The organism is Antarctobacter sp., assembly GCF_034670325.1.
GTDB lineage: Bacteria > Pseudomonadota > Alphaproteobacteria > Rhodobacterales > Rhodobacteraceae > Antarctobacter.
In genome coordinates this window covers 17,919-38,717 of the sequence record NZ_JAXMNR010000014.1, presented here as the reverse complement: position 1 = coordinate 38,717, position 20,799 = coordinate 17,919, and the positions used below count along the sequence as shown (strand labels likewise).

Annotated in this window: 21 protein-coding genes; 5 read left to right on the top strand and 16 right to left on the bottom strand. The window is 63.5% G+C overall.

Going from position 1 to position 20,799, the window contains the following annotated elements; all coding sequences use genetic code 11:
• Positions 1-42: 42 nt before the first annotated feature.
• A complete protein-coding gene (locus VOI21_RS23350; RefSeq protein WP_323772380.1) occupies positions 43-732 on the top strand; it encodes a DUF1028 domain-containing protein in 690 nt (229 codons plus the stop codon).
• On the opposite strand, the gene VOI21_RS23345 is transcribed toward VOI21_RS23350, so the two are convergent.
• Positions 702-1,619 carry a glutaminase gene (locus VOI21_RS23345; protein ID WP_323772379.1) on the bottom strand — a complete coding sequence of 306 codons (918 nt, stop codon included), beginning with the start codon at positions 1,617-1,619 and terminating at the stop codon, positions 702-704. The genes VOI21_RS23350 and VOI21_RS23345 overlap by 31 nt on opposite strands.
• Before the next feature lie 30 nt (positions 1,620-1,649).
• Positions 1,650-2,423 carry a FadR/GntR family transcriptional regulator gene (locus VOI21_RS23340; protein WP_323772378.1) on the bottom strand — a complete coding sequence of 258 codons (774 nt, stop codon included), beginning with the start codon at positions 2,421-2,423 and terminating at the stop codon, positions 1,650-1,652.
• A 401-nt stretch (positions 2,424-2,824) separates the two neighbouring features.
• Here VOI21_RS23340 and VOI21_RS23335 point away from each other — a divergent pair, with 401 nt between their 5' ends.
• From VOI21_RS23335 to VOI21_RS23325, 3 genes are read left to right on the top strand one after another with little or no spacing between them, the layout of a single operon-like run.
• Positions 2,825-2,965 carry a hypothetical protein gene (locus VOI21_RS23335; RefSeq protein WP_323772377.1) on the top strand — a complete coding sequence of 47 codons (141 nt, stop codon included), beginning with the start codon at positions 2,825-2,827 and terminating at the stop codon, positions 2,963-2,965.
• On the top strand, positions 2,962-3,921 hold the full coding sequence (locus VOI21_RS23330; protein ID WP_323772376.1) for a sugar phosphate isomerase/epimerase: 960 nt from the start codon (positions 2,962-2,964) through the stop codon (positions 3,919-3,921). The genes VOI21_RS23335 and VOI21_RS23330 overlap by 4 nt, the downstream gene beginning before the upstream one ends.
• Position 3,922: 1 nt before the next feature.
• The gene (locus VOI21_RS23325) at positions 3,923-4,696 is read left to right on the top strand and encodes a TIM barrel protein (protein ID WP_323772375.1); all 774 of its coding nucleotides are present in this window, start codon (positions 3,923-3,925) and stop codon (positions 4,694-4,696) included.
• 110 nt (positions 4,697-4,806) lie between these two features.
• Here the strand turns inward: VOI21_RS23325 and VOI21_RS23320 are convergent, their stop codons facing one another.
• The 11 genes from VOI21_RS23320 to katG all read right to left on the bottom strand — a co-directional run bounded on the left by VOI21_RS23320 (position 4,807) and on the right by katG (position 16,621).
• Positions 4,807-5,403, bottom strand: a complete 597-nt coding sequence (locus VOI21_RS23320) for a TetR/AcrR family transcriptional regulator (protein WP_323772400.1) — start codon at positions 5,401-5,403, stop codon at positions 4,807-4,809.
• Between the two features lie 100 nt (positions 5,404-5,503).
• Positions 5,504-6,274: a PaaX family transcriptional regulator C-terminal domain-containing protein gene (locus tag VOI21_RS23315; protein ID WP_323772374.1), complete on the bottom strand. Its 771-nt coding sequence runs from the start codon at positions 6,272-6,274 to the stop codon at positions 5,504-5,506.
• Between the two features lie 17 nt (positions 6,275-6,291).
• Entirely contained in the window at positions 6,292-8,328 is a 2,037-nt protein-coding gene (gene paaZ, locus VOI21_RS23310) for a phenylacetic acid degradation bifunctional protein PaaZ (RefSeq protein ID WP_323772373.1), read from the bottom strand.
• 44 nt (positions 8,329-8,372) lie between these two features.
• Positions 8,373-9,134 carry a Phenylacetic acid catabolic protein gene (locus VOI21_RS23305; protein WP_323772372.1) on the bottom strand — a complete coding sequence of 254 codons (762 nt, stop codon included), beginning with the start codon at positions 9,132-9,134 and terminating at the stop codon, positions 8,373-8,375.
• An 11-nt stretch (positions 9,135-9,145) separates the two neighbouring features.
• Positions 9,146-10,213 carry a 1,2-phenylacetyl-CoA epoxidase subunit PaaE gene (gene paaE / locus VOI21_RS23300; protein ID WP_323772371.1) on the bottom strand — a complete coding sequence of 356 codons (1,068 nt, stop codon included), beginning with the start codon at positions 10,211-10,213 and terminating at the stop codon, positions 9,146-9,148.
• A 12-nt stretch (positions 10,214-10,225) separates the two neighbouring features.
• Complete coding sequence (gene paaD, locus VOI21_RS23295; RefSeq protein ID WP_323772370.1) at positions 10,226-10,684, bottom strand: 1,2-phenylacetyl-CoA epoxidase subunit PaaD; 459 nt, start codon at positions 10,682-10,684, stop codon at positions 10,226-10,228.
• A 6-nt stretch (positions 10,685-10,690) separates the two neighbouring features.
• Positions 10,691-11,452, bottom strand: a complete 762-nt coding sequence (paaC, locus tag VOI21_RS23290; protein ID WP_323772369.1) for a 1,2-phenylacetyl-CoA epoxidase subunit PaaC — start codon at positions 11,450-11,452, stop codon at positions 10,691-10,693.
• Positions 11,452-11,787 carry a 1,2-phenylacetyl-CoA epoxidase subunit PaaB gene (gene paaB, locus VOI21_RS23285; protein ID WP_323772368.1) on the bottom strand — a complete coding sequence of 112 codons (336 nt, stop codon included), beginning with the start codon at positions 11,785-11,787 and terminating at the stop codon, positions 11,452-11,454. Before paaB ends, paaC begins: the two co-directional genes overlap by 1 nt.
• The gene (gene paaA / locus VOI21_RS23280; RefSeq protein WP_323772367.1) at positions 11,784-12,761 is read right to left on the bottom strand and encodes a 1,2-phenylacetyl-CoA epoxidase subunit PaaA; all 978 of its coding nucleotides are present in this window, start codon (positions 12,759-12,761) and stop codon (positions 11,784-11,786) included. Before paaA ends, paaB begins: the two co-directional genes overlap by 4 nt.
• Before the next feature lie 22 nt (positions 12,762-12,783).
• Entirely contained in the window at positions 12,784-13,986 is a 1,203-nt protein-coding gene (gene pcaF, locus VOI21_RS23275) for a 3-oxoadipyl-CoA thiolase (RefSeq protein WP_323772366.1), read from the bottom strand.
• Between the two features lie 466 nt (positions 13,987-14,452).
• Positions 14,453-16,621, bottom strand: coding sequence for a catalase/peroxidase HPI (gene katG / locus VOI21_RS23270; protein WP_323772365.1), 2,169 nt, complete (start codon positions 16,619-16,621; stop codon positions 14,453-14,455).
• A gap of 202 nt (positions 16,622-16,823) precedes the next feature.
• On the opposite strand from katG, the gene VOI21_RS23265 reads away from it, so the two are divergent.
• Positions 16,824-17,720 carry a hydrogen peroxide-inducible genes activator gene (locus VOI21_RS23265; RefSeq protein WP_323772364.1) on the top strand — a complete coding sequence of 299 codons (897 nt, stop codon included), beginning with the start codon at positions 16,824-16,826 and terminating at the stop codon, positions 17,718-17,720.
• 70 nt (positions 17,721-17,790) lie between these two features.
• On the opposite strand, the gene VOI21_RS23260 is transcribed toward VOI21_RS23265, so the two are convergent.
• From VOI21_RS23260 to sucD, 3 genes are read right to left on the bottom strand one after another with little or no spacing between them, the layout of a single operon-like run.
• Entirely contained in the window at positions 17,791-19,029 is a 1,239-nt protein-coding gene (locus VOI21_RS23260; RefSeq protein WP_323772363.1) for a CoA transferase, read from the bottom strand.
• On the bottom strand, positions 19,026-19,895 hold the full coding sequence (locus VOI21_RS23255; protein WP_323772362.1) for an FAS1-like dehydratase domain-containing protein: 870 nt from the start codon (positions 19,893-19,895) through the stop codon (positions 19,026-19,028). The genes VOI21_RS23260 and VOI21_RS23255 overlap by 4 nt, the downstream gene beginning before the upstream one ends.
• Entirely contained in the window at positions 19,892-20,788 is an 897-nt protein-coding gene (sucD, locus tag VOI21_RS23250; protein ID WP_323772361.1) for a succinate--CoA ligase subunit alpha, read from the bottom strand. Before sucD ends, VOI21_RS23255 begins: the two co-directional genes overlap by 4 nt.
• Positions 20,789-20,799: the final 11 nt, after the last annotated feature.

Here is a 20,799-nt window from a genome sequence, read left to right as displayed (position 1 = left end):
TTTTCATGATAAATTCAAGCCTCATGATGAGGAGCCCCGCATATGACAATCTCGATCCTCGCCCTCGATGAAAAATCAGGCCGTTACGGCGGTGCGGCCACAACCGGCAGTCTGTGCGTCGGCGGCTGGGTGCTGCGCGGCGATGCCGAATCGGGGATGTCTGCCGCGCAGGGCTCGCTGCCATCGACCATGTGGGGGACCGATACACTGGCCCTGATGAAGGCCGGAACCACCGCCCAAGACGCCGTGGATCAGGTGACGGGGGCCGACAGTGGGCGCGGTCAGCGTCAGTTGGCGACGCTGGACCCACAGGGCGGTGTCGGCCATTTCACCGGCGCGGACAGCATCGCCGTGGCCGGCGCCCGGCAAAGTGGGTCGGTGATTGTCACCGGCAACCTGCTGTCGTCCGAGGCGGTGCTGGACGCCGCTTTGGAGGGGTATCTTTCCGCCGAGGGGCCGCTGGACCTGCGCCTTCTGGCGGCGCTGGACGCGGCCTTTGCCGCGGGCGGCGACAGCCGGGGCCTGCTATCGGCGGCCTTGCTGATCGTGGGCCGAGACTTGGCCCCGCGCACCCTGCGCATCGATTATTCGCCAACCCCGCTGGACGACCTGCGCGCGCTGCACACCCGCGCCACAACCGGCGACTATGCCGACTGGGCGGTTCTGGTGCCAACCTTGGCTGAGCCAGAGCGCGCCGCCCCTTATGGCGCAAAAACCGACCAACCGGTGTAATCGGCGATCCGCTCGGCCAGCCAAGTGCCGACCTTGGAATTGCCATACCCGTCCAGCCCCGGCGACCAGACCGCGATAGAGGCGCGTCCCGGCGCGACCAGCAGGATACCTCCGCCCACCCCGCTCTTGCCCGGCAGACCGACGCGAAAGGCAAAGTTGCCAGAGCCGTCGTATTGCCCGCAGGTCATCATCAGCGCGTTGATCCGCCGCGCCCTTTGGGGTGAAATCATCGTCGGCGCCCCCGGCAACAACGCCAGCATCCGTCCCGACCGCGCCAACTGGCGACAGGTCATCTCGATGGCGCATTGATGGGCGTAGGTGCCCATGACCATCTCTGGCGGACACTTCAGATTATCGTGGGATTTCAGGTAGTAGAGCAAAGACATATTGCGGCTCGCCGTGGCCTTTTCCGACTCCGCCACCGCCTTGTCGATATGGATGTCGTCATCCTCTGCCGCCGCGCGCACCAGATACATGATCTCTGACAGCGCCTGACGCGGCTCACGCCCGCCCAGCAGCGCGTCGGTCGTCACCAAGGCCCCCGCGTTGATAAACGGATTACGCGGGCGGCCTTGTTCATGCTCCAGCAGAAAGATGCTGTCAAAGGCGGTGCCAGATGGCTCCCGCCCGACCCGCCGCCACAGGTCATCGCCCAGACGCCCCAGAACGGCGGCCAGCGAAAACACCTTTGAGATGCTCTGGATCGAAAACGGCACGTCCGCGTCCCCTGCCCCGATCTCCTGCCCTTCTGCCAGACAGACCCAGACACCCACCTGCGCCGGGTCCACCTTGGCCAGTTCCGGGATGTAGTCCGCGGGCAAACCCCAATCCTGCGCCGCGCGGGCCTCTGCCACCAGACGCCGCAGTTCTTCTGCCAGTCCCTGCATGTCTGCTCCGTCCCGCCTGTTCCGCCCCGTCTATTCTGCCATGAACCGCTTCATCACCACCGCTTCCTGATCTTCCATCAGGCGGCGGGCCATCTGCATGTGTTCACGCATGACCGCGCGCGCACCCTCGGCGTCACCGTCCCGCAGTGCCGCGACCAATTCCGCCTGATGGTCGCGCCCCTGCTTCCACAGCTCATGGTTTGGCTTGGAGTACAGCCGTTTGTAAACCGTCAGGTCAGCGAGGATCTGCGCCATGAAGCCAATGAAAAACCCCAACAGCGCATTGTCTGCGAACTCCGCCAGCCGGGCGTGAAACTTCAAAGAGGCGACGTGTTGCGCGCGCTCTTCCTCGGCATCCGCGGCGGGGGCGGCATAGGCGGTCATGATCTCTTCCAGTTCGGCCAGTTGATCCACTCGGAGCTGTCCGGCCAATGAGGCGGCAAGTTCCGGCTCCAACGCGATACGCACCAGATAGATGTCATCAATGGAAATATTGCGGAAGAAGAAATAGTTGCCCAGCAGCGCATGGGCGCGGTCCTTGCCGACCTCACCAACAAAGCTGCCGCCCCCCGGCCCGGTCTTGGTCACCACCAGCCCCTGCGCCTGCAACAGGCGCATGGCCTCGCGGATCGTTCCTTTGGACATGCCGAAGCGGGTGATGAGATCGGCCTCACCGGGCAGGCGGTCGCCGGGTTGCAGCCCCCGTTCCACCACCCAGTCCTTGATCGCATCCGCCACCAGAACCGGGCGCGATCTGCGGGTGCGGCTTTGGATCAGGGGGCCCGGCCCCTTGAGATTCGTCATGAGAGACAAAGGCGTGTCAGCATTTCATTGATGCAATCAATTCATCATGATCAATTCAAGAGGCAATGCGAAAATCAGATAAAATCAAATGGGTTTTGCGGCCTAATCACGGGCAGTGACTGGGTGATCCCGGCCAGTCGAGCCAAAGTCGCGGCACCCAAAGTACATGTGCGCGGACCCTGCCAAACAAAAGAAGGAACGGTTTGGCAACAAAATGCCGGGTAAGAGTGGCCCGCTATACCAAACGCCACCGCGACAATGACCTGCCCGCAACCGCCACAGATGACCCGACCCCACCTGATTGAGGCGTTTTACATCAAAAATGACCCGTCGTGGCATTTGACCTGATGCCCCTTGCGGGCATTTTGCCTGCAGAGTTTTTCAAAAGGACCCCCCCTGAGATGAGCCCACGCATTGCCATGATCGGAGCCGCCTTCCAGACGTTGGATCGCTGGCGTTTTGTCGCCACGGATCGCCCCTCTTTCGCGCCGTTAATCGCCTCACCGGCCTCAAACCTGTTGGGCAAGGAGATCAAGGTATGAAACTTGGGTTTGTTTCGGACAGTCTTGGGGCGATGCCCTTTGAAACCGTGCTGGACCACGCCGCCCGCATGGGCGTCTCAGGGATCGAGGTGAATACCGGCGGGTGGTCCACGGCTCCGCATTTCGATCTTGCGGCGATGAAATCCAGCGCCGAGGCCCGCAAGGCATATGTTGATGCTTTTGCGACCCGGGGGCTGGAGATCATCAGCCTCAACGCCAACGGCAACCCGCTGCATCCGACGGACCGGGCCCAAGGCGATTGCCTGCTCGACACGATCCGTGTGGCGGGCGACATGGGGATCGAAACCGTCTGCACGATGTCCGGCCTGCCCGCAGGTGCCGCCGGGGATAAGATGCCCAATTGGGTCGTCTCATCCTGGCCGCCCGAAACGCAGGAGATCCTGAGGTTTCAATGGGAAGAGGTGTTGCTGCCCTTCTGGGAGGGCGCCGCCGCCGTGGCGCGCGACAGTGGTGTCCGGCGGATCGCGCTGGAATTGCATGGCAATCAATGTGTCTACAACGTGCCATCCCTGTTGAAACTGCGCGACGCCATCGGGCCGGTCGTGGGGGCCAATCTTGATCCCAGCCACTTGTTCTGGATGGGGGCCGATCCGCTGGCCGCCGCCGATGCGCTGGGGGATGCCATTTATCACGTCCACGCCAAGGACACGTTGCTGAACGCGTCGGTGCAGGCGACAACCTCATTGCTGGAAAACGGCTCGCTCATGGACATTCCCGCGCGCAGCTGGTCCTACATCACTCTGGGCTTTGGCCATGGTGAGGAATGGTGGCGGCAATTCTGCTACCGCCTGCGAATGGCGGGCTACGATGGCTGGCTGTCGATCGAACATGAAGACGTGCTGCTGAACGCGCTCGAAGGGCTGGAAAAATCCGTGGACCTGCTGCAAGGCGTCATGCCCGTCGCCCCGTCTGACTTCAAACCACAGGACATCTGAGATGAGCTTTCAACTGGCGGCCTGCGCCGAAATGCTGTGGCAGGACAAACCGATTGCGTGGCGCGCGTCGCGCCTGCACGAAATGGGCTTTGGCGTCGGGCTGTGGAACTGGCCCGCGTGGGATCTGGACGCGCTGGAAAAGACCGGCGCGGATTTCACCATCATGAACGGCTATCTTGAGGGGCGGCTGGCCGATGCCGAAGGGGCCGATCTGCTGATCAAGTCCGCGCGCGAAACCGCGCAGGTGGGCAAGCGGCTGGGTGTCGACCGGTTGAACCTGCACGGCACTGGTCTGGGCGACATGGGTCTGCCGATCCAGCAGATGGCCCATGTGGCCCCCGGCATGTGGCTGCGGGCGCGCGATACGCTGCACCGGATCTGCGACATGGCCGAACAGGAGGGGGTGAGTTTTACGCTGGAAAACCTCAACCTGCGCGAACATCCCGGCTGTCCCTTCAACTCGACCGCCGATGTGTTGTCACTGGTCGCCGCCGTCGACCGCCCGCAGTTGCGCATCAACCTTGACCTGTACCACACGCAGATCGGCGAAGGTGACGTGATCCGCTGGGCAGAGGCCTGTCTGCCGTGGATCGGTGAGGTGCAGGTGGCCGACAATCCGGGCCGGTTTGAGCCGGGCACCGGTGAGATGAACTGGCCCGGCATCGCCCGGGCGCTGGCCGAAATGGGCTATGACGGTCCCGTCGGGATGGAGGCCTTTGCCAAGGGTGATCCCGAAGTGGCGCTGGAGGCGTTTCGCGCCGCCTTCACGCTGTGACGCGGTCCTGACACGGGCCACGCACGCCTCGGACCCGACCCGGGGCCTCTTGCCAGATAGGTGGAGGTCCCGGGGCAAGCCCGCGACGGCGTCGTGCCGGGCGGCGGCCTTCACAAGCCGTGCAGACCCTTCAGCGTCAGGTTGGTGACAAGCTGGGCATAGTCCTCGCGGGCCTCGCTGCCCGCGCCGGAATTCCACATGTAGTACCAGTTCAGCATCCCGAAGACCGACATGGTCACAGATCGTAGCTTGCGCGCGTCCGCCCCCAGATCCTCTGGCGCGATCTCGGTCAGGATGGCTGACAGATGGGCCACCATGTCGCGCTGATAGGCGCGCAGCACCTTTTGTTTGTCCTCGGGCAGCGCGCCCAAGGCGGAAACCTGAACTCTGTGGTGATCGTCCGCCCCCTGATAGGCCCGCAGCACCGCGCGCACGGTCTGCAACAGCCGGTCCTCTGGTGTGGCTCCCGGCTCTGGCGGGGCGCAAACGCGGTCGCGCAGCTCGGACAGATAGTTTTCCAGCAGGTCGAACAGCATCGCGTCCTTGCCAGCGTAATAATGATAGATATTGGCCTTGGAGATACCGCAGGCCGTTGCGATCTGGTTCATCGACGCGCGATCGTAACCTTCGGCGGCAAAGACCTGCGCCGCCGTGTTCAGAATCTGCGCGCGTTTCTCGTCGTGGTCCTTGGCGATGGGGCGTGCCACTGTCATTCCTCGCTGCCTGCCCCGGCGCGATCCCGCGGCTTTGGCGGCAAATTAACTGACCGAATGGTCAGTGACAATATCGCAGCCGACCGCGCCGGACTTAGGAGGACTGGAACAGAGTTTCGGGCGAAGGTCTGGGGAGACGATTCAGCAGCCGGTCCATGCGCACGCGGCACTCTGGCCCGGCCCAGATGTCCGGGAGCACGTAATCCGGCAATTCCGGTGCTTTCAGGACAATCCGCCGCCAGCTGTGCACGATCAAGACCCGCAAGGCCGCTGCCTGTACCGGATCCGGCGGATCGGCCCCGTCAAGCGCGCGCTCCAGCCGCGCCAGCCGCACCGCCAGATCCGTCGACAGCGCCGCCGTGGTGTCATCGCAGGTCTTGGCGCGCATCCAGCGCGGCAAAACCTGCGCAGCGTTCAAGGGTGTGGCAAAGGCCTCGGCCCCCTGCGGCGGATGCGCCGTCAGCACCGCATGTGGTGTGACCCAGATGTCCCCGCCGCCCCAGTCCAGCGGAGACGCAGGGTCCGTCAACACAAGAAACGCCCTGTCTGCGGGCGGGTCCACCGCATAGATGCGCGGGCTGGCGGCCACGGCCTGCGCACGGCCGCCGGAGGTCAGCCGGTACAGGCTGCTGCGTCCCTGTCGGGTGCTGTCGATCCAGCCATCTTTGCGCAGCCGGTGCAGCGCCACGCGCATCGCCTCGGGTTTGATCCCGATCCGGGCGGTGATTTCGCCCAGCACGGCGGCAGGGATCGACGCCCCGTCCCGCGCGAGGTCGCCAAAAACGGTGACAAGCAGCGACCAGACGCGCGGCGGGACATCGCCCCGCAAATCGGCCACCGCCTGTTCGAAAACCTCTGCCTGCATCGTCCTCCGTGTGCGCCTCAGGCGCTATAGGCGTTCATGGTCAGCAGTTCGTATTCCGCCACCGTCTCACCATCCTGATTGGTCAGCGTCACGTGCCAGCGCACTTCGCCATAGTCATCGGTCCGCCGGGTCTTTTGCTTGACGGTCAGTCGCACGTTCAGCGCATCGCCCGCCACCACCGGTTTCATAAAGCGTAGCCCGTCAAGGCCGGTGTTGGCCAGCACAGGTCCCTCATTCGGCTCAACAAAAAGCCCGGCAGCAAAGCTGAGCAGCAGGTAGCCATGCGCCACCCGTCCGGGAAAGAAGGGGTTCCGCGCGGCAGCCTCGTCGTTCATGTGGGCGTAGAAGGTGTCGCCGGTGAACGCCGCGAAATGCTCGATATCGTCCAGCGTGATCACACGCGGACCTGCGCGCAAGGTCTCGCCAATTCTCAGGTCGTCAAAGCCACGGGTAAAGGGATGCGCTTGCGCCTCGACCTCGGGCGCGCCGGGGATCCAGCGGCCTCCGATGGCGCTCAGCATCTCGGGGCTGCCCTGAACGGAGGTTCGCTGCATGTAATGCATCACGCCGCGCACGCCGCCCATTTCCTCACCCCCGCCCGCGCGACCGGGGCCACCGTGGACAAGATGCGGCAAAGGCGATCCGTGGCCGGTGCTTTCCTTCATGCTGGTGCGATCGTTGATGTAGATCCGCCCGTGGAAAGCGCCTGCGCCCAGCGCGACCTCACGCGCCACGTCAGGATCATGGGTGATGATCGACGCCACCAGCGACCCGCCGCCGCGATTGGCAAGCTGTACCGCATGGCCAATGTCACGATAGCCAAGGATCGTGGACACAGGGCCAAAGGCCTCTGTGTCATGTACGCGCTGCGCGCCGTCCGGGTCGGCGCAATGGAACAGCATCGGCGGCAGGAAAGCCCCTTTGCCGCCATCAGCCCCAACCACGTCAAAGCTGTCGGGATCGCCGTAGACCCGCTCTGCCTCCGCGCCGATCAGCGCGGCCTTGGCCAGCACGTCGCGTTTCTGGCTGTTGGACACCAGCGCCCCCATGCGGGTCGCCTCATCACGCGGGTCGCCGATCACGGTCTTGGCCAGACGGCCCGACAGCGCCTCGATCAACGCGGGCACCTGCGCATCGGGCGCGAGGATACGCCGGATCGCGGTGCATTTCTGCCCCGCCTTGGCGGTCATCTCGCGGTGGACCTCTTTGACGAACAGGTCAAACTCCGGCGTGCCGGGCGTCGCATCCGGTCCAAGGATCGAGGCGTTCAAACTGTCCTGTTCGGCCACAAACCGGATCGAGTTGCGCAGGATATGCGGTGCCGAGCGCAGCTTGAACGCCGTATCGGCAGAGCCGGTGAAGCTGACAACATCCTGACAGGTCAGCCGGTCCAGCATGTCGCCCAATCCGCCAGACACCAGTTGCAGCGCGCCCGCAGGCAGGATGCCACTGTCCAGCATCAATCGCACCGCCAGTTCGGTCACATAGCAGGTCGCCGTCGCCGGTTTGACGATGGCAGGCACGCCCGCAAGCAGCGTCGGGGCTAGTTTCTCCAACATCCCCCAGACGGGGAAGTTGAAGGCGTTGATATGGACCGCAACCCCCTGCAAAGGCGTGCAGATATGATGCCCGATGAACTGGCCAGAGCGGGACAGATGCTCGACATCGCCATCCAGATAGACGTGACCGTCGGGCAGTTCACGCCGCCCCTTGGAGGCAAAGACGAACATCGTGCCGATGCCGCCATCGACGTCGATCAGATGATCCTTGGCGGTGGCCCCGGTGCTGAACGACAGGTCATATAGCGCCTGCTTGTGCTGGCCCAGATGCTGCGCCAATGCCTTGAGCATCTTGGCACGTTCATGAAAGGTCATCGCCCGCAAGGCCGGTCCGCCGGTGGTCCGCGCGTAGTCCAGCATCGCAGCCACATCCAGCGCGTCGTTGCCCGCGCGCGCCATGACGGCGCCGGTCACGGCATTTTCGATCTCGCGCGCACCCGCACCGGGCGCAACCCATTGGCCAGCCGCAAAGCTGTTGATCTCTAGAAGGCTCATCCTTCCCCCCTCTTCCCTCGGCAGAAGCCGATCAATGTGTGTGTTCAGGCGGCCTGCGTCAGGCCCAGCCGGTCCAGCGCCGCATCCAGCCGCGCCTCCCAGCCTTGTCGCATCTCTGCTGCCGTGGCGTGGCGCAGGCCCCAAGCCTTCAATTGCGCCAGACGGTCGTCGGATGGATCGCCAAAGATCGCCGCGACGCGCGGACGCCAGTACGACAGGCTACCGGCAATCGCTGCGCCCTGCCCCTGTTCCGCCATGTGCGCCAGCCCTTCTTCGGCCAGTTCCGTGTGACGCTGCTCTCGCGGGGCAACCTCGCGGATTGCCTCGGCCAGCGGCTGATAAGAGGTGCGCATCATGTCGTCCAGTTGCACCGCCACCGCGTGGCCCATGCACAGGTTCATCACCACCGCATCGGCCCAACCCTCCAGCGGATAGTTGAAGACGGACAAACGCATGTCATGGGCCGACCGCGCGCTGCCCGGCGTGGTGTCACGCGGCAAGCGATCCGTCCAGGGATGGTGGCCGACATAACGGTCGGTATTGGCCCCGAACTCGCCCATCAGGCGCAGCACCTTGTCGGCGTGATCGGTCTTTTCCAGCACGATCCGCGCGGCGGCGATGCGTTCCTTGATGCCGGGGCCATCGTTGATCACGTCGGCAAAGCCCGCCGCCCCCGCCAATTCGCTGTCGACGAAGATGCTCATCAGCTTCATCAGTTCGGCGCGGTAGCGCGGTGGCACGTTGGCAGGGTTGGTCAGCTTGCCGCCCTGAGACAGGTAGTCGGCAATGTTCATCTCGTCCGTCATGTCCCTCTCCCTTATTGGTCGTAATCGACGACCACACGATCGGTCAGCGGGTAGGATTGGCAGGACAGCACATAGCCGCGTTCCACCTCGTAATCCTCCAGCGCGTGGTTGGCGATCATCTCGACCTCACCTTCCAACACCTTGCATTTGCAGGTGGAACAGACCCCGGCCTTGCAGGCATAGGGCGCGTCCATCGCGTTTTGCAGCGCCGCGTCGAGGATCGAGATATCCTTATCCATTTCAAAGCTGCGCGCTGTGCCGTCCAACGTCACCGTCGCCTGCGTCCGCGCCGCCTGAGTGCCCGCGTCGACGTCACGGGCCTTGCGCTCCAGCCGACCGGGCTGGGCGCTGGCGAACAGTTCAAACTTGATCTGCGCATCCGCCAGCCCGTGATCCTTCAGCGCCTTGGCAATGCCCAGCATCATCGGTTCCGGCCCGCAGATGAACGCAGTGTCGACGTTTTCCACGTCGATCCAATGTTCGAACAGCGCCGCGCATTTCTCTGCGTCGACCCGGCCCTGAAACAGCTCGATGTCCTGCGCGTCGGATTCCAGCACGTGGATCACGTTCAGCCGTCCCATGTAGAGGTTCTTGAGATCCTCCAATTCCTCGCGGAACATGATCGTGTTCACGCCCCGGTTGGCATAGACCAGCGTGAAATCCGACTGCGGTTCCGTGGCCAGCACGGTCTTGAGGATCGACAGCACCGGGGTGATCCCTGACCCGCCCGCAAAACCCAGATAGCTGCGCCGTGCGGCGGCGTCCAAGGGCGTATGGAACGACCCCATCGGCTCCATCGCCTCGACCACCATGCCCGGTTGCAGCACATCGTTGGCCCATGTGGAAAAGGCCCCGCCATCGACCTTCTTGATGCCGACTTGCAGGACACCTTCGCCACGCCCCGCGCAGATCGAGTACGAGCGGCGCAGTTCCACACCCTCGATTTCCTGCCGAAAGGTCAGGTACTGCCCTTGGATGAAATCGAACGCCTCGCCGTTTTTCGGCTCCAACGTCACCACAACAGCGTCACGGATCGTCTTCTTGACGGCCCGAACGGTCAGCTCATGAAAGCGCGGCATGGGCCACCCTCCTCAGATGCATTTGAAATAATCGAAAGGCTCAAGGCAGTCGCTACACCGCCAATGTGCCTTGCAGGGGGTAGAGCCAAACTGGCTCACGCGGGTGACATTCTTTGACCCGCACCGCGGGCAATGGTCCGGTCCACCAGCGGGCGACGGCGGCGCGATGCCGTAATCCTCTAGCTTGGCCTTACCTTTGTCGCTTAGCCAGTCGGTGGTCCAGGGCGGCGCGATGCGCGTCTCGATCTGGATCTTGTCCAGCCCGTGATCCCGCAGCGCCGTCTCGATATCCATCGAGATCACACGCGTCGCCGGACAGCCTGAATAGGTGGGCGTCACCGCCACCTTGACGGTATCCCCTTCCAGCGTGACCTCACGCACGATGCCCAGATCGACGACCGAGATCACGGGAATCTCGGGGTCCGGCACTTCGTCCAGCCAGCCCCATATCTGATCCACTGTCGCTGTCATGGCGGCCTACCAGGTCGCGCCGGGATAGGCCCGCTGCAACCACTGCATCTGCGTCAGCAGGTGGCCCAGATGTTCGGTATGGCGGGTGCCGGTCTTGCCGCCCGCATGGGCAAAAAGGCTGTCGGGGATGACCAGCGTCGCCTCCGCCATCGTGTCCCGCACCGCCGCATCCCAATCGGCGCGCAATGTCGACGGCTGCGGCGCGATCCCGGCCTCTGCCATCTGTCCGCTCACAGCGTCATCGGTGAACATCTCACCGGCAAAGGGCCAAAGCAGGTCCAAAGCGGCCTGCATCCGCCGATGGCTTTCCGATGTGCCATCGCCCAGCCCGATCACCGTGTCGCGGGACCGTTCGACATGATAGGCCACCTCCTTGACGGATTTCGCTGCAATCCCGGCCACCCGTTCGCCCGACGATCCGGACAACTGCTGCAACAGAAGCACATGGAACTGGTCGAACAGATACTGCCGCATCATGGTCTGGCCGAAGTCGCCATTCGGCTGCTCGGCCAGCAGCACGTTGCGAAAATCCCAGACGTCGCGCAGCATCGCCAGATCATCGGCAGACCGCCCCGCGCCCTCGACCTCTCCGGCAAGGCCCAGCCACATCTGCGTCTGGCCGATCAGGTCCAGCGCGGTATTGGCCAGCGCAATGTCCTCTTCCAGCACCGGCGCCAGACCGCACCATTCGCTGACCCGGTGGCCAAGGATCAGGGGATTGTCCCCCATCCGGCAGAGGAATTCGAAAAACGCCTGATCACGGGTCATCACATGGCCCCCACTTCGTCCGGAATGTCGAAGAAGGTCGGGTGACGGTACACCTTGCTCTCGGACGGCTCATACAACGGCCCCTTGTCCGAAGGCGAGGAGGCCGCGATATGGCGCGCCTCGACCACCCAGATCGAAACGCCCTCATTGCGGCGGGTATAGACGTCGCGGGCGTTCTTGACCGCCATTTCGGCGTCGGGTGCGTGCAGCGACCCAACGTGCCGGTGACTCATGCCGTGTTGGCCGCGAATGAACACCTCCCACAGCGGCCATTCATGGCGCTTGGGTTTGGTGGCTTCGGGCGTATCGGGATATGCGGAATTCGGAGAACTCATTCTGCGGCCACCTTTCTTGCGGCTTTCTTCTCGGCGTGGGCCAGCAGCCCGTCGCGCACCCAGCGGCCATCGTCCCAGGCCTTGTTGCGGGCCGCGAGCCTTTCGCGGTTGCAGGGGCCATTGCCCTTGAGCACGTCGAAGAATTCGGACCAGTCGGGCTGCGAGAACGCGTAATGCCCGGTGTCCTCATTCAGTTTCAGGTTTTCGTCCGGCACGGTCAGGCCAAGGTATTCCGCCTGCGGCACGGTCTGATCGACGAACTTTTGACGCAACTCGTCATTGGTGTTCATCTTGATCTTCCACGCCATCGACTGTTCGGAATGCACGGATTCCTTGTCCGACGGCCCGAACATCATCAGCGACGGATACCAAAAGCGGTTCAGCGCATCCTGCGCCATCTTCTTCTGCGCAGGTGTGCCAGCGGCCATTTTCATCATGATGTCATAGCCCTGCCGCTGGTGGAACGACTCTTCCTTGCAGATGCGGATCATGGCGCGGGAATACGGACCAAACGATGTCCGCTGCAACGGCACCTGATTCATGATCGCCGCGCCATCGACCAGCCAGCCAACCGCGCCCATGTCGGCCCATGTCAGCGTCGGATAGTTGAAGATCGACGAATATTTCATCCGCCCGTCCAGCAACATCTCTGTCAGCTCATCGCGGGTCACACCCAGCGTTTCGGCCGCGCAGTACAGGTACAGACCATGCCCGGCCTCGTCCTGCACCTTGGCCAACAGGATCGCCTTCCGCTCCAGCGTGGGCGCGCGGGTGATCCAGTTGCCCTCGGGCAGTTGGCCGACGATCTCGGAATGCGCGTGTTGGCCGATCTGCCGGATCAGCGTCTTGCGATAGCCCATCGGCATCCAGTCTTTGGGCTCGATCTTGTCGCCCGCGTCGATGCGGGCCTGAAATTCGGCGAGCTTCTCCGGGTCTTCCCGCGACGCTTCCGACTTGACCATCTGTGCGTACATCTGAGCCTCCCTGCTCTGTTCCTTAAACCCGTTCGAGGACGATTGCCGCCCCCTGGCCGACGCCCACACACATGGTGCAGAGCGCGTATCGCCCACCGTTGCGGCGCAACTGATGCGCCGCGGTCAGTACCAGACGCGCCCCGGACATGCCCAAAGGGTGCCCCAGCGCGATGGCCCCGCCCTGAGCGTTGACGCGCGGATCATCGTCCGCCACGCCCAATTCGCGCAACGTGGCCAGCCCCTGCGCCGCAAAGGCCTCATTCAATTCTATCACATCCATCTGGTCGATGGTCAGACCAAGCCGCTCCAGCACCTTGCGGCTGGCAGGCACCGGGCCAATCCCCATCACGCGCGGCGCCACCCCGGCCGAGGCCATACCCAGCACACGGACAATCGGCGTCAACCCATGCACGCCGACCGCAGCCTCAGAGGCCAGCAGCAAGGCCGCCGCCCCGTCGTTCACACCGCTGGCATTTCCCGCCGTCACGCTCAGATCCGGGCCGTTCACACCCTTCAACTGACCCAGCTTTTCCGCGCTGGTGCCGGGGCGCGGATGTTCATCCGTGTCAACCACAACCGGCGCGCCCTTGCGCTGCGGCACCTCGACCGGGACGATTTCATCCGCGAATAGCCCGGCCTCTTGCGCCGCCGCCCAGCGCGCCTGAGAGCGCGCGGCAAAGGCGTCCTGATCGATCCGGCTGATAGCATAATCGGCGGCCACATTGTCGGCGGTTTCCGGCATGGAATCGGTGCCGTACATCGCCTTCATCTTCGGGTTCACAAACCGCCAGCCGATGGTGGTGTCAAAAACCGCATTCGCGCGGGTAAAGGCGCTGGTCGCTTTGGGCATCACAAACGGCGCGCGGCTCATGCTCTCGACACCGCCCGCGATGCACAGGTCATAGTCGCCCGCCTTGATCCCCCGCGCCGCAAAGCCCACCGCATCCATACCGGACGCGCACAAACGGTTCACCGTGGTCCCCGGCACATCTTCGGGCAGCCCCGCCAGCAGCGCCGCCATGCGCGCCACGTTCCGGTTGTCCTCACCCGCCTGATTGGCCGAGCCATAGATGACCTCGTCCACCGCGCGCCAGTCGACCGACGCGTTACGCGCCATCAATGCCGCGATCGGCAAGGCCGCCAGATCATCCGCCCGAACCGAGGACAGTGCCCCGCCATAGCGCCCGATCGGCGTGCGCACCCCATCACAGATAAAAGCATCCATGGACGGTAAACCCTCCCATTAGTCGACCACATGGTCGAATTAAGCCAGCACAGAGATTCGCGCAAGAAAAAGTTACAAATATCCGAACCAACGAAAATCTCGTAACGCAACACCCTGCCTCCCCCAGCCTGTTCGCCGGAGCCATCTCTCGCTTGATGCCTATAAGAGCCGAAGACGCGGTTCCTGCAAGGGGGCGCAGCCCCGCGCTTGCGCGGCTTGCCCTTGCGGGAAACGGGGCTTTGGCTCAGGCAGCAAAAAGCGAGGGATGGCTCCGGCGCACAGGCGGGTTTGTTCGCGGGTGAATCGCAAAGCGGAAAAACGCGCCGCAAGGCGCGTCCACTGGGTCGGCGGGCGGGCGATGTTGCGGCCTGCAGGGCCGCAACGAGTCCCGTCCCGGCGCCCCCGGATAAAAAAAGGGGCGCCCCGGTTTCCCGGAGCGCCCCGCCACACAGTCATTGCCGTCAGATCAGGCGTCGAAACGGTCCGCGTCCATCACCTTGGTCCAGGTCGCAACAAAGTCCTTCACGAACTTCCCGGCGCTGTCGTCCTGCGCGTAGACTTCCGCATAGGCCCGCAGGATCGAGTTGGAGCCGAACACCAGATCGACGCGCGTCGCGGTCCACTTGGTCGCGCCGCTCTTGCGGTCCTTGATCTCATAGGTGCCCGCATCCGCCGGCACCCAAGAGTTGCCCATATCCGTCAGGTTGACGAAATAGTCGGTGGTCAGTGCCCCGGCCCGGTCGGTAAAGACGCCATGCGATGTCCCGCCGTGGTTTGTCGCCATGGCGCGCATTCCGCCCAGCAGCACGGTCATTTCCGGTCCGGTCAGTCCCATCAGCTGGGCGCGATCCAGCAGCAGTTCCTCGGCGCTGACAATGTAATCCTTCTTCAGCCAGTTGCGGAAGCCGTCAGCGACCGGTTCCAACACCTCAAAGCTTTCGGCGTCGGTCATCTCCTGCGATGCATCACCGCGACCGGGCGTGAACGGCACCGTGACGTCGAACCCTGCCGCCTTGGCGGCCTGCTCGACACCGACGTTACCCGCCAGAACGATCACATCCGCAACCGAGGCACCGGTTGCCGTCGCGATCGGCTCCAGCACGGACAGCACCTTGGCCAGACGGGCAGGCTCGTTGCCTTCCCAGTCTTTCTGCGGCGCAAGCCGGATACGCGCGCCATTGGCCCCGCCGCGCAGGTCAGACTGGCGGAAGGTCCGCGCACTGTCCCAAGCTGTTGCGACCATCTCGGCGACCGACAGACCGCTGTCGGCGATCTTGGACTTGACCGCATCCACGTCATAGCCTGTCGACCCCACCGGGATCGGGTCCTGCCAGATCAGATCTTCGGCCGGGGCATCCGGACCGATATAGCGGTCACGGGTGCCCATGTCGCGGTGGGTCAGCTTGAACCATGCGCGGGCAAAGGTGTCGTCGAAATAGGCTGGATCGGCCATGAACTTCTCGCAGATCGCGCGATAGTCCGGGTCCATCTTCATCGCCATGTCGGCGTCGGTCATCATCGGCATCACGCGCTTGGTCGCATCCGAGGGATCGACCGGCATGTCCTCTTCCTTGATGTCGATGGGGCGCCACTGGCTGGCACCGGCGGGCGACTTGGTCAGTTCCCACTCATAGCCGAACAGCAGCTTGAAATAGCCCATGTCCCACTTGGTCGGCTCTGTCGTCCATGCGCCCTCGATCCCAGAGGTGACGGCATTGCTCGCCTTGCCGCCCAGATTGGGGTTGATCCAGCCAAAGCCCTGCGTTTCGACGTCGGCACCTTCGGGTTCCGCGCCCAGCGCGCCCGCATCGCCGTTGCCATGCGCCTTGCCGACGGTGTGGCCGCCACAGGTCAGCGCTGCGGTCTCCTCATCGTTCATCGCCATGCGGGCAAAGGTTTCGCGCACCTGACCGGCGGTCTTGAGCGGGTCGGACTGACCGTTCACGCCTTCGGGGTTCACGTAGATCAGGCCCATCTGGACGGCGGCCAGCGGGTTTTCCATCGTGTCGGGCTTGCCCACGTCCTCATAGCGCGTGTCCGACGGTGCCAGCCATTCACGCTCGGCGCCCCAGTAGACGTCCTTTTCAGGGGCCCAGATGTCCTCGCGGCCAAAGGAGAAGCCAAAGGTCTTCAGACCCATCGACTCATAGGCCATGTTGCCCGCCAGCAGGATCAGGTCGGCCCAGCTCAGCTTGTTGCCGTACTTCTTCTTGACCGGCCACAGCAGGCGGCGCGCCTTGTCGAGGTTGCCGTTATCCGGCCAGCTGTTGAGCGGCGCAAAGCGGATGTTGCCGGCACCGCCGCCACCGCGACCATCGGCCAGACGATACGACCCGGCAGAGTGCCACGCCAAACGGATCATCAAGCCGCCGTAGTGACCATAGTCCGCAGGCCACCAATCCTGGCTCTCGGTCATCAGCGCCTTCACGTCCGCCTTGACCGCCTCGAAATCCAGCGACTTGACCTCTGTCCGATAGTCAAAGTCCTGACCCAGAGGATTGGACTTGGTGTCATGCTGGTGCAGAATGTCCAGATTCAGCGTCTTTGGCCACCAATCGGTGACTGTGGTCCCCGTCTCCGTGATTGCGCCGTGCATGACCGGGCACTTGCCCGCTCCGATATCATTGCCGTCCATGATGGTCTCCCTTGGTCAATAACGCCGGTGCACGCCTTTGGCCCACGCCGGTCCTTGTCTCATTTGGGGAGGAAGATTGCGAAAACCGGGTCCGGACGACCCGGTTCGGCGACTCGCTCTCCCTCTTACCCTAGAATGCTTCTAACAAGACCAATCCATATCTTTAAGTTGTATTTTCTCATGAGGTCTATAACTTTTTCCTATGAAAAATCCCACCCTGAGACAGTTGCGTTATTTCGAGGCCCTCGCCCGCCATGGCCACTTTGGTCGCGCCGCGGCGGCCTGCTCTATCTCGCAGCCCGCCTTGTCCGTGCAGATCCGCGATCTGGAAGCCGACCTCGGCGCGCCCTTGTTCGAACGGGGCGCGCGTCAGGTGCGCCTGACCGCCCTTGGCGAGGCGTGCCTTGACCGGGCGGTCAAGATCCTGCGGGCTGTGGATGAGTTCGATGACCTCGCCCGTGCGGCACAGGGCGATCTTGTCGGGCGGTTGCGGCTGGGGGTTATCCCGACCGTCGCACCCTACCTGTTGCCCGCGCTTTTTGCCAAACTGGCGGACAGCCATGCAGGTCTGGACATACACATCCGCGAAACGATGACCCCACGCCTGCTGAGCGAGCTGCATGAGGGGCGGATTGACTGCGCCATTCTTGCCTTGCCCGTGGGCGAACCGGGGCTGGACGAGGTAGCGCTGTTCGATGAGGCGTTTGTCTTTGTCCGCCCCGAGGCCGAGACAGACCACCCCGTCCCCGATGGCGAGGCCCTGCAAAAGATGCGCCTGCTGCTGCTGGAAGAGGGGCACTGCTTTCGCGATCAGGCGCTCAGCTTTTGCAAGCTGAACGCCGCAACGCCGCGCGACGGGCTGGACGGGTCGTCACTGACGACATTGGTGCAGATGGTCGGTGCGGGCCTTGGCGTGACGTTGATCCCGGAAATGGCGGTGCCGGTCGAAACGCCGTCGGCGCGCGTGGCGGTCGCGCGGTTTTCGTCGCCGGAACCGGCGCGCACCATCGGCATGGTCTGGCGCCGCTCCAGCCCGTTGGCGGACCAGTTCCAGCGCCTCGCAGAGACCGTTCGTCAGGCCGCCCGCGCCCGGTCGTGACGCGGCGTGCCACACACATCATGCGCATGGGTTGTGCATAGGATGTGCATCCGTTGTGCCCGGTCATTTTTCATGAGGCCAGACGCAGGTCCTTTCGCGGCTGCATGGCCACGCCCGCATCCATCAACTTGCCGATTTCCCCCTCCGGAATACGCGCGACATCGGCCAGCACTTCTTCGGTATGCTGTCCCAACATTGGGGCGGGCGCCGGGTCTTGGCGGGCAATCCCGGCAAAGGAAAACGGCGATCCGGGGGTCAGGTAACGGCCGGTTTGCGGGTGGTCGATCTCGGCAAACATTGGATTTGCGGTCGACAGGTCCGGGTCCTCCCGCAGCGCCTGAGCAAAGCTGCGAAAGACCGACCATGTGACACCGCCATCGTCAAATTTCCTCGAAAAATCAGATAGTTTTCTCTTGGCAAACCAAGGTTCCAACACCTTGGTAATCTCTGCCCGATAGGCCCAACGCACGCCTTCCTGAGCCAGATCAATACCCAGCCGCGCCGCGAGGTATCCCATGTCCTGCGTGGTGCCGGTCACCGTCATCAGGTTTACCCACTGGCGCGGCGTCAGTGCGATCACCATGACCCGCCGTCCATCCGCGCAGACAAAATCCTGACCGTATGCCCCGTACAGCGCATTGCCCGATTTGGCGCGCTCGGTCCCGTTGACCGCGACTTCCCCGATGATGCCCAGATTACCCAGCATGGCGGCGGCGGCATCCTTCAGCGTCAGATCAACAAACTGCCCCAACCTCTTACGAAGGCGCAATCTTTCTGCCGCCAACAAGCCTGAGACAACCATATTCCCGGCGATGCAATCCCATGCGGGCAGCACATGCGCCACCGGCTCTGCCGAGCCTTCCGGCCCAGTCGCCATGGGAAACCCCAGAGAGGGGTTTACGGTATAATCGACAGCCGGACGCCCGTGCCGGTCGCCTCGCAGGCTGACCATACACAGATCCGCGCGCCGCGCCTTGAGTGTCTCGTAATCGGTCCAGCCCTTGGCTGCGAGATTGGTGATGAACAGGCCCGCATCCTCACCATCGGCACAGATGATCTCTTGCGCGATCTCACGGCCCCGCGGAGACTTGACGTCCAGCGCGACAGAGCGTTTCCCCTTGTTCATGCCGTCCCAGAAAAGACTTTGCCCTGAATTGGTTACGGGCCAACGTTTCGCGTCCATCCCACCCTGTGGCAGGTCGAACCGGATCACGTCCGCGCCCATCTGCGCCAGCGTCATCCCCGCCAGTGGCACCGCCACAAAGGCCGAGCTTTCGACCACGCGCATACCGTCCAGAATACCGCTCATGTCTGCCACTCCATCCTTGCTTGCAGCCCCAGATAGCCCTCAAACGTGGCTGTCCCGACCTCAATCGCGCCACCCGCCGGGTCCAGCGCCCCGACCAACCGCATGTCGGAGTCGTGAAACATCGGGTGCACCACGCGATACCTGAACCGCGCAGGCGTACGTCCCGTGTGCCGCTGCGCCGCCTCGATCGCCATGGTGGCCTGCATCGGCCCATGCACAACCAGCGCCGGATATTTTTCTACCTGCTGTGCATACGGCAGGTCATAGTGGATGCGATGCGCGTTGTAAGTCGCCGCAGAATAACGAAAAAGCCGTACCTCATTCATCGGAACGCGCTCATCGTAGGCCATGCGTTCAGGCACCGGAACCTGCCGTGGCGGGCGAAAGGTTTTCGGGATGTCGAGGTAAACGATGTTCTGCTCTTCCTCGATTGCGCCGCCCATTTCGCCGGTGGTCACATGGTCCACGGTGACGAATGCCATCGGCCCGGTCTTGCCATCTTTTTGGGTCACCGCGCGGATGGTCGAGGTCTTGGTCAACCTCTCACCGACGTGAAAGACGCCTTTGAACCGCATATCACCCCCGGCCCACATCCGACGACGAAATGGCAGCGGCGGCAGAAAGCCACCCAGCGCGGGATGGCCGTCCTCTCCCAACTCGCTCATGGGCACAAACTCAGGGAAGGCGACCCAATGCCAGAGGTTTGGCAGAACGCTCCCGGCCCGCACATCGCGGACCGGGCTCAGGTCGTGGCTGACCGCCGCGTTCAGCATCCCCGCAAGGTTGGGCGTGACGCCCCCCTCGCGGGTTTCTGTTCGACCGATCCAGTCTGTGTAATCGGGGTCCATCAGGGCGGCGGCGCTCATGCCGCTGCCTTCATGCCCAACACGCGCGCCATGGTCGCCCCCATGGCCGAAGGATGCGGCGCCACCGTGATGCCCGCCGACGACAGGATCTCGACCTTTTCCTGCGCGCTTTCGCCAAAGGCGCTGATGATCGCGCCAGCATGGCCCATCTGCCGACCCTTGGGAGCGGCAAGACCCGCGATATAGGCGGCCACGGGTTTGGTCATGTGATCGCGGACATAGGCGGCGGCCTCGGCCTCTTGTGGGCCACCGATCTCACCGATCATCATGATCGCGTCGGTTTCCGGATCGTTTTCAAAGAGTTCAAGGATGTCCTTGAAGCTGGACCCATTGATCGGATCACCGCCAATGCCGATGGACGACGAAATCCCGATGCCCAGCGCCTTCATCTGGCTGGCGGCCTCATAGCCCAGCGTGCCAGACCGGCCCACAATGCCCACGCGGCCCGGCATGTAGATCGCGGGTGGCATGATCCCCATGAAGCCGCGCCCCGGTGAGATGATGCCCGCGCAGTTCGGCCCGATCAGGCGCATTTTCCGCTCTCGCGGATAACGACGCAAAAACCGCTTTACCCGCATCATGTCCTGCGCTGGAATTCCGTCGGTCACGCAGACCGCCGTCTTGATGCCCGCTTCTGCCGCTTCCATCATCGCATCTGCGGCGAAGGGAGGCGGCACAAAGAGCAGCGAGGCCTCTGCCCCGGTCGCTTCAACGGCTTCGCGCACCGTGTTGAAAACGGGGCGATTCAGGACCGTTGTGCCACCCTTTCCCGGAGTGACCCCGGCGACCACCTTGGTGCCGTATTCGATCATTTCCTGCGCGTGGAACTGGCCGATGCGGCCCGAAAGCCCCTGGACAACGACCTTGGTGTTTTCATCAATCAGGATAGCCATGTCGTGTCTCC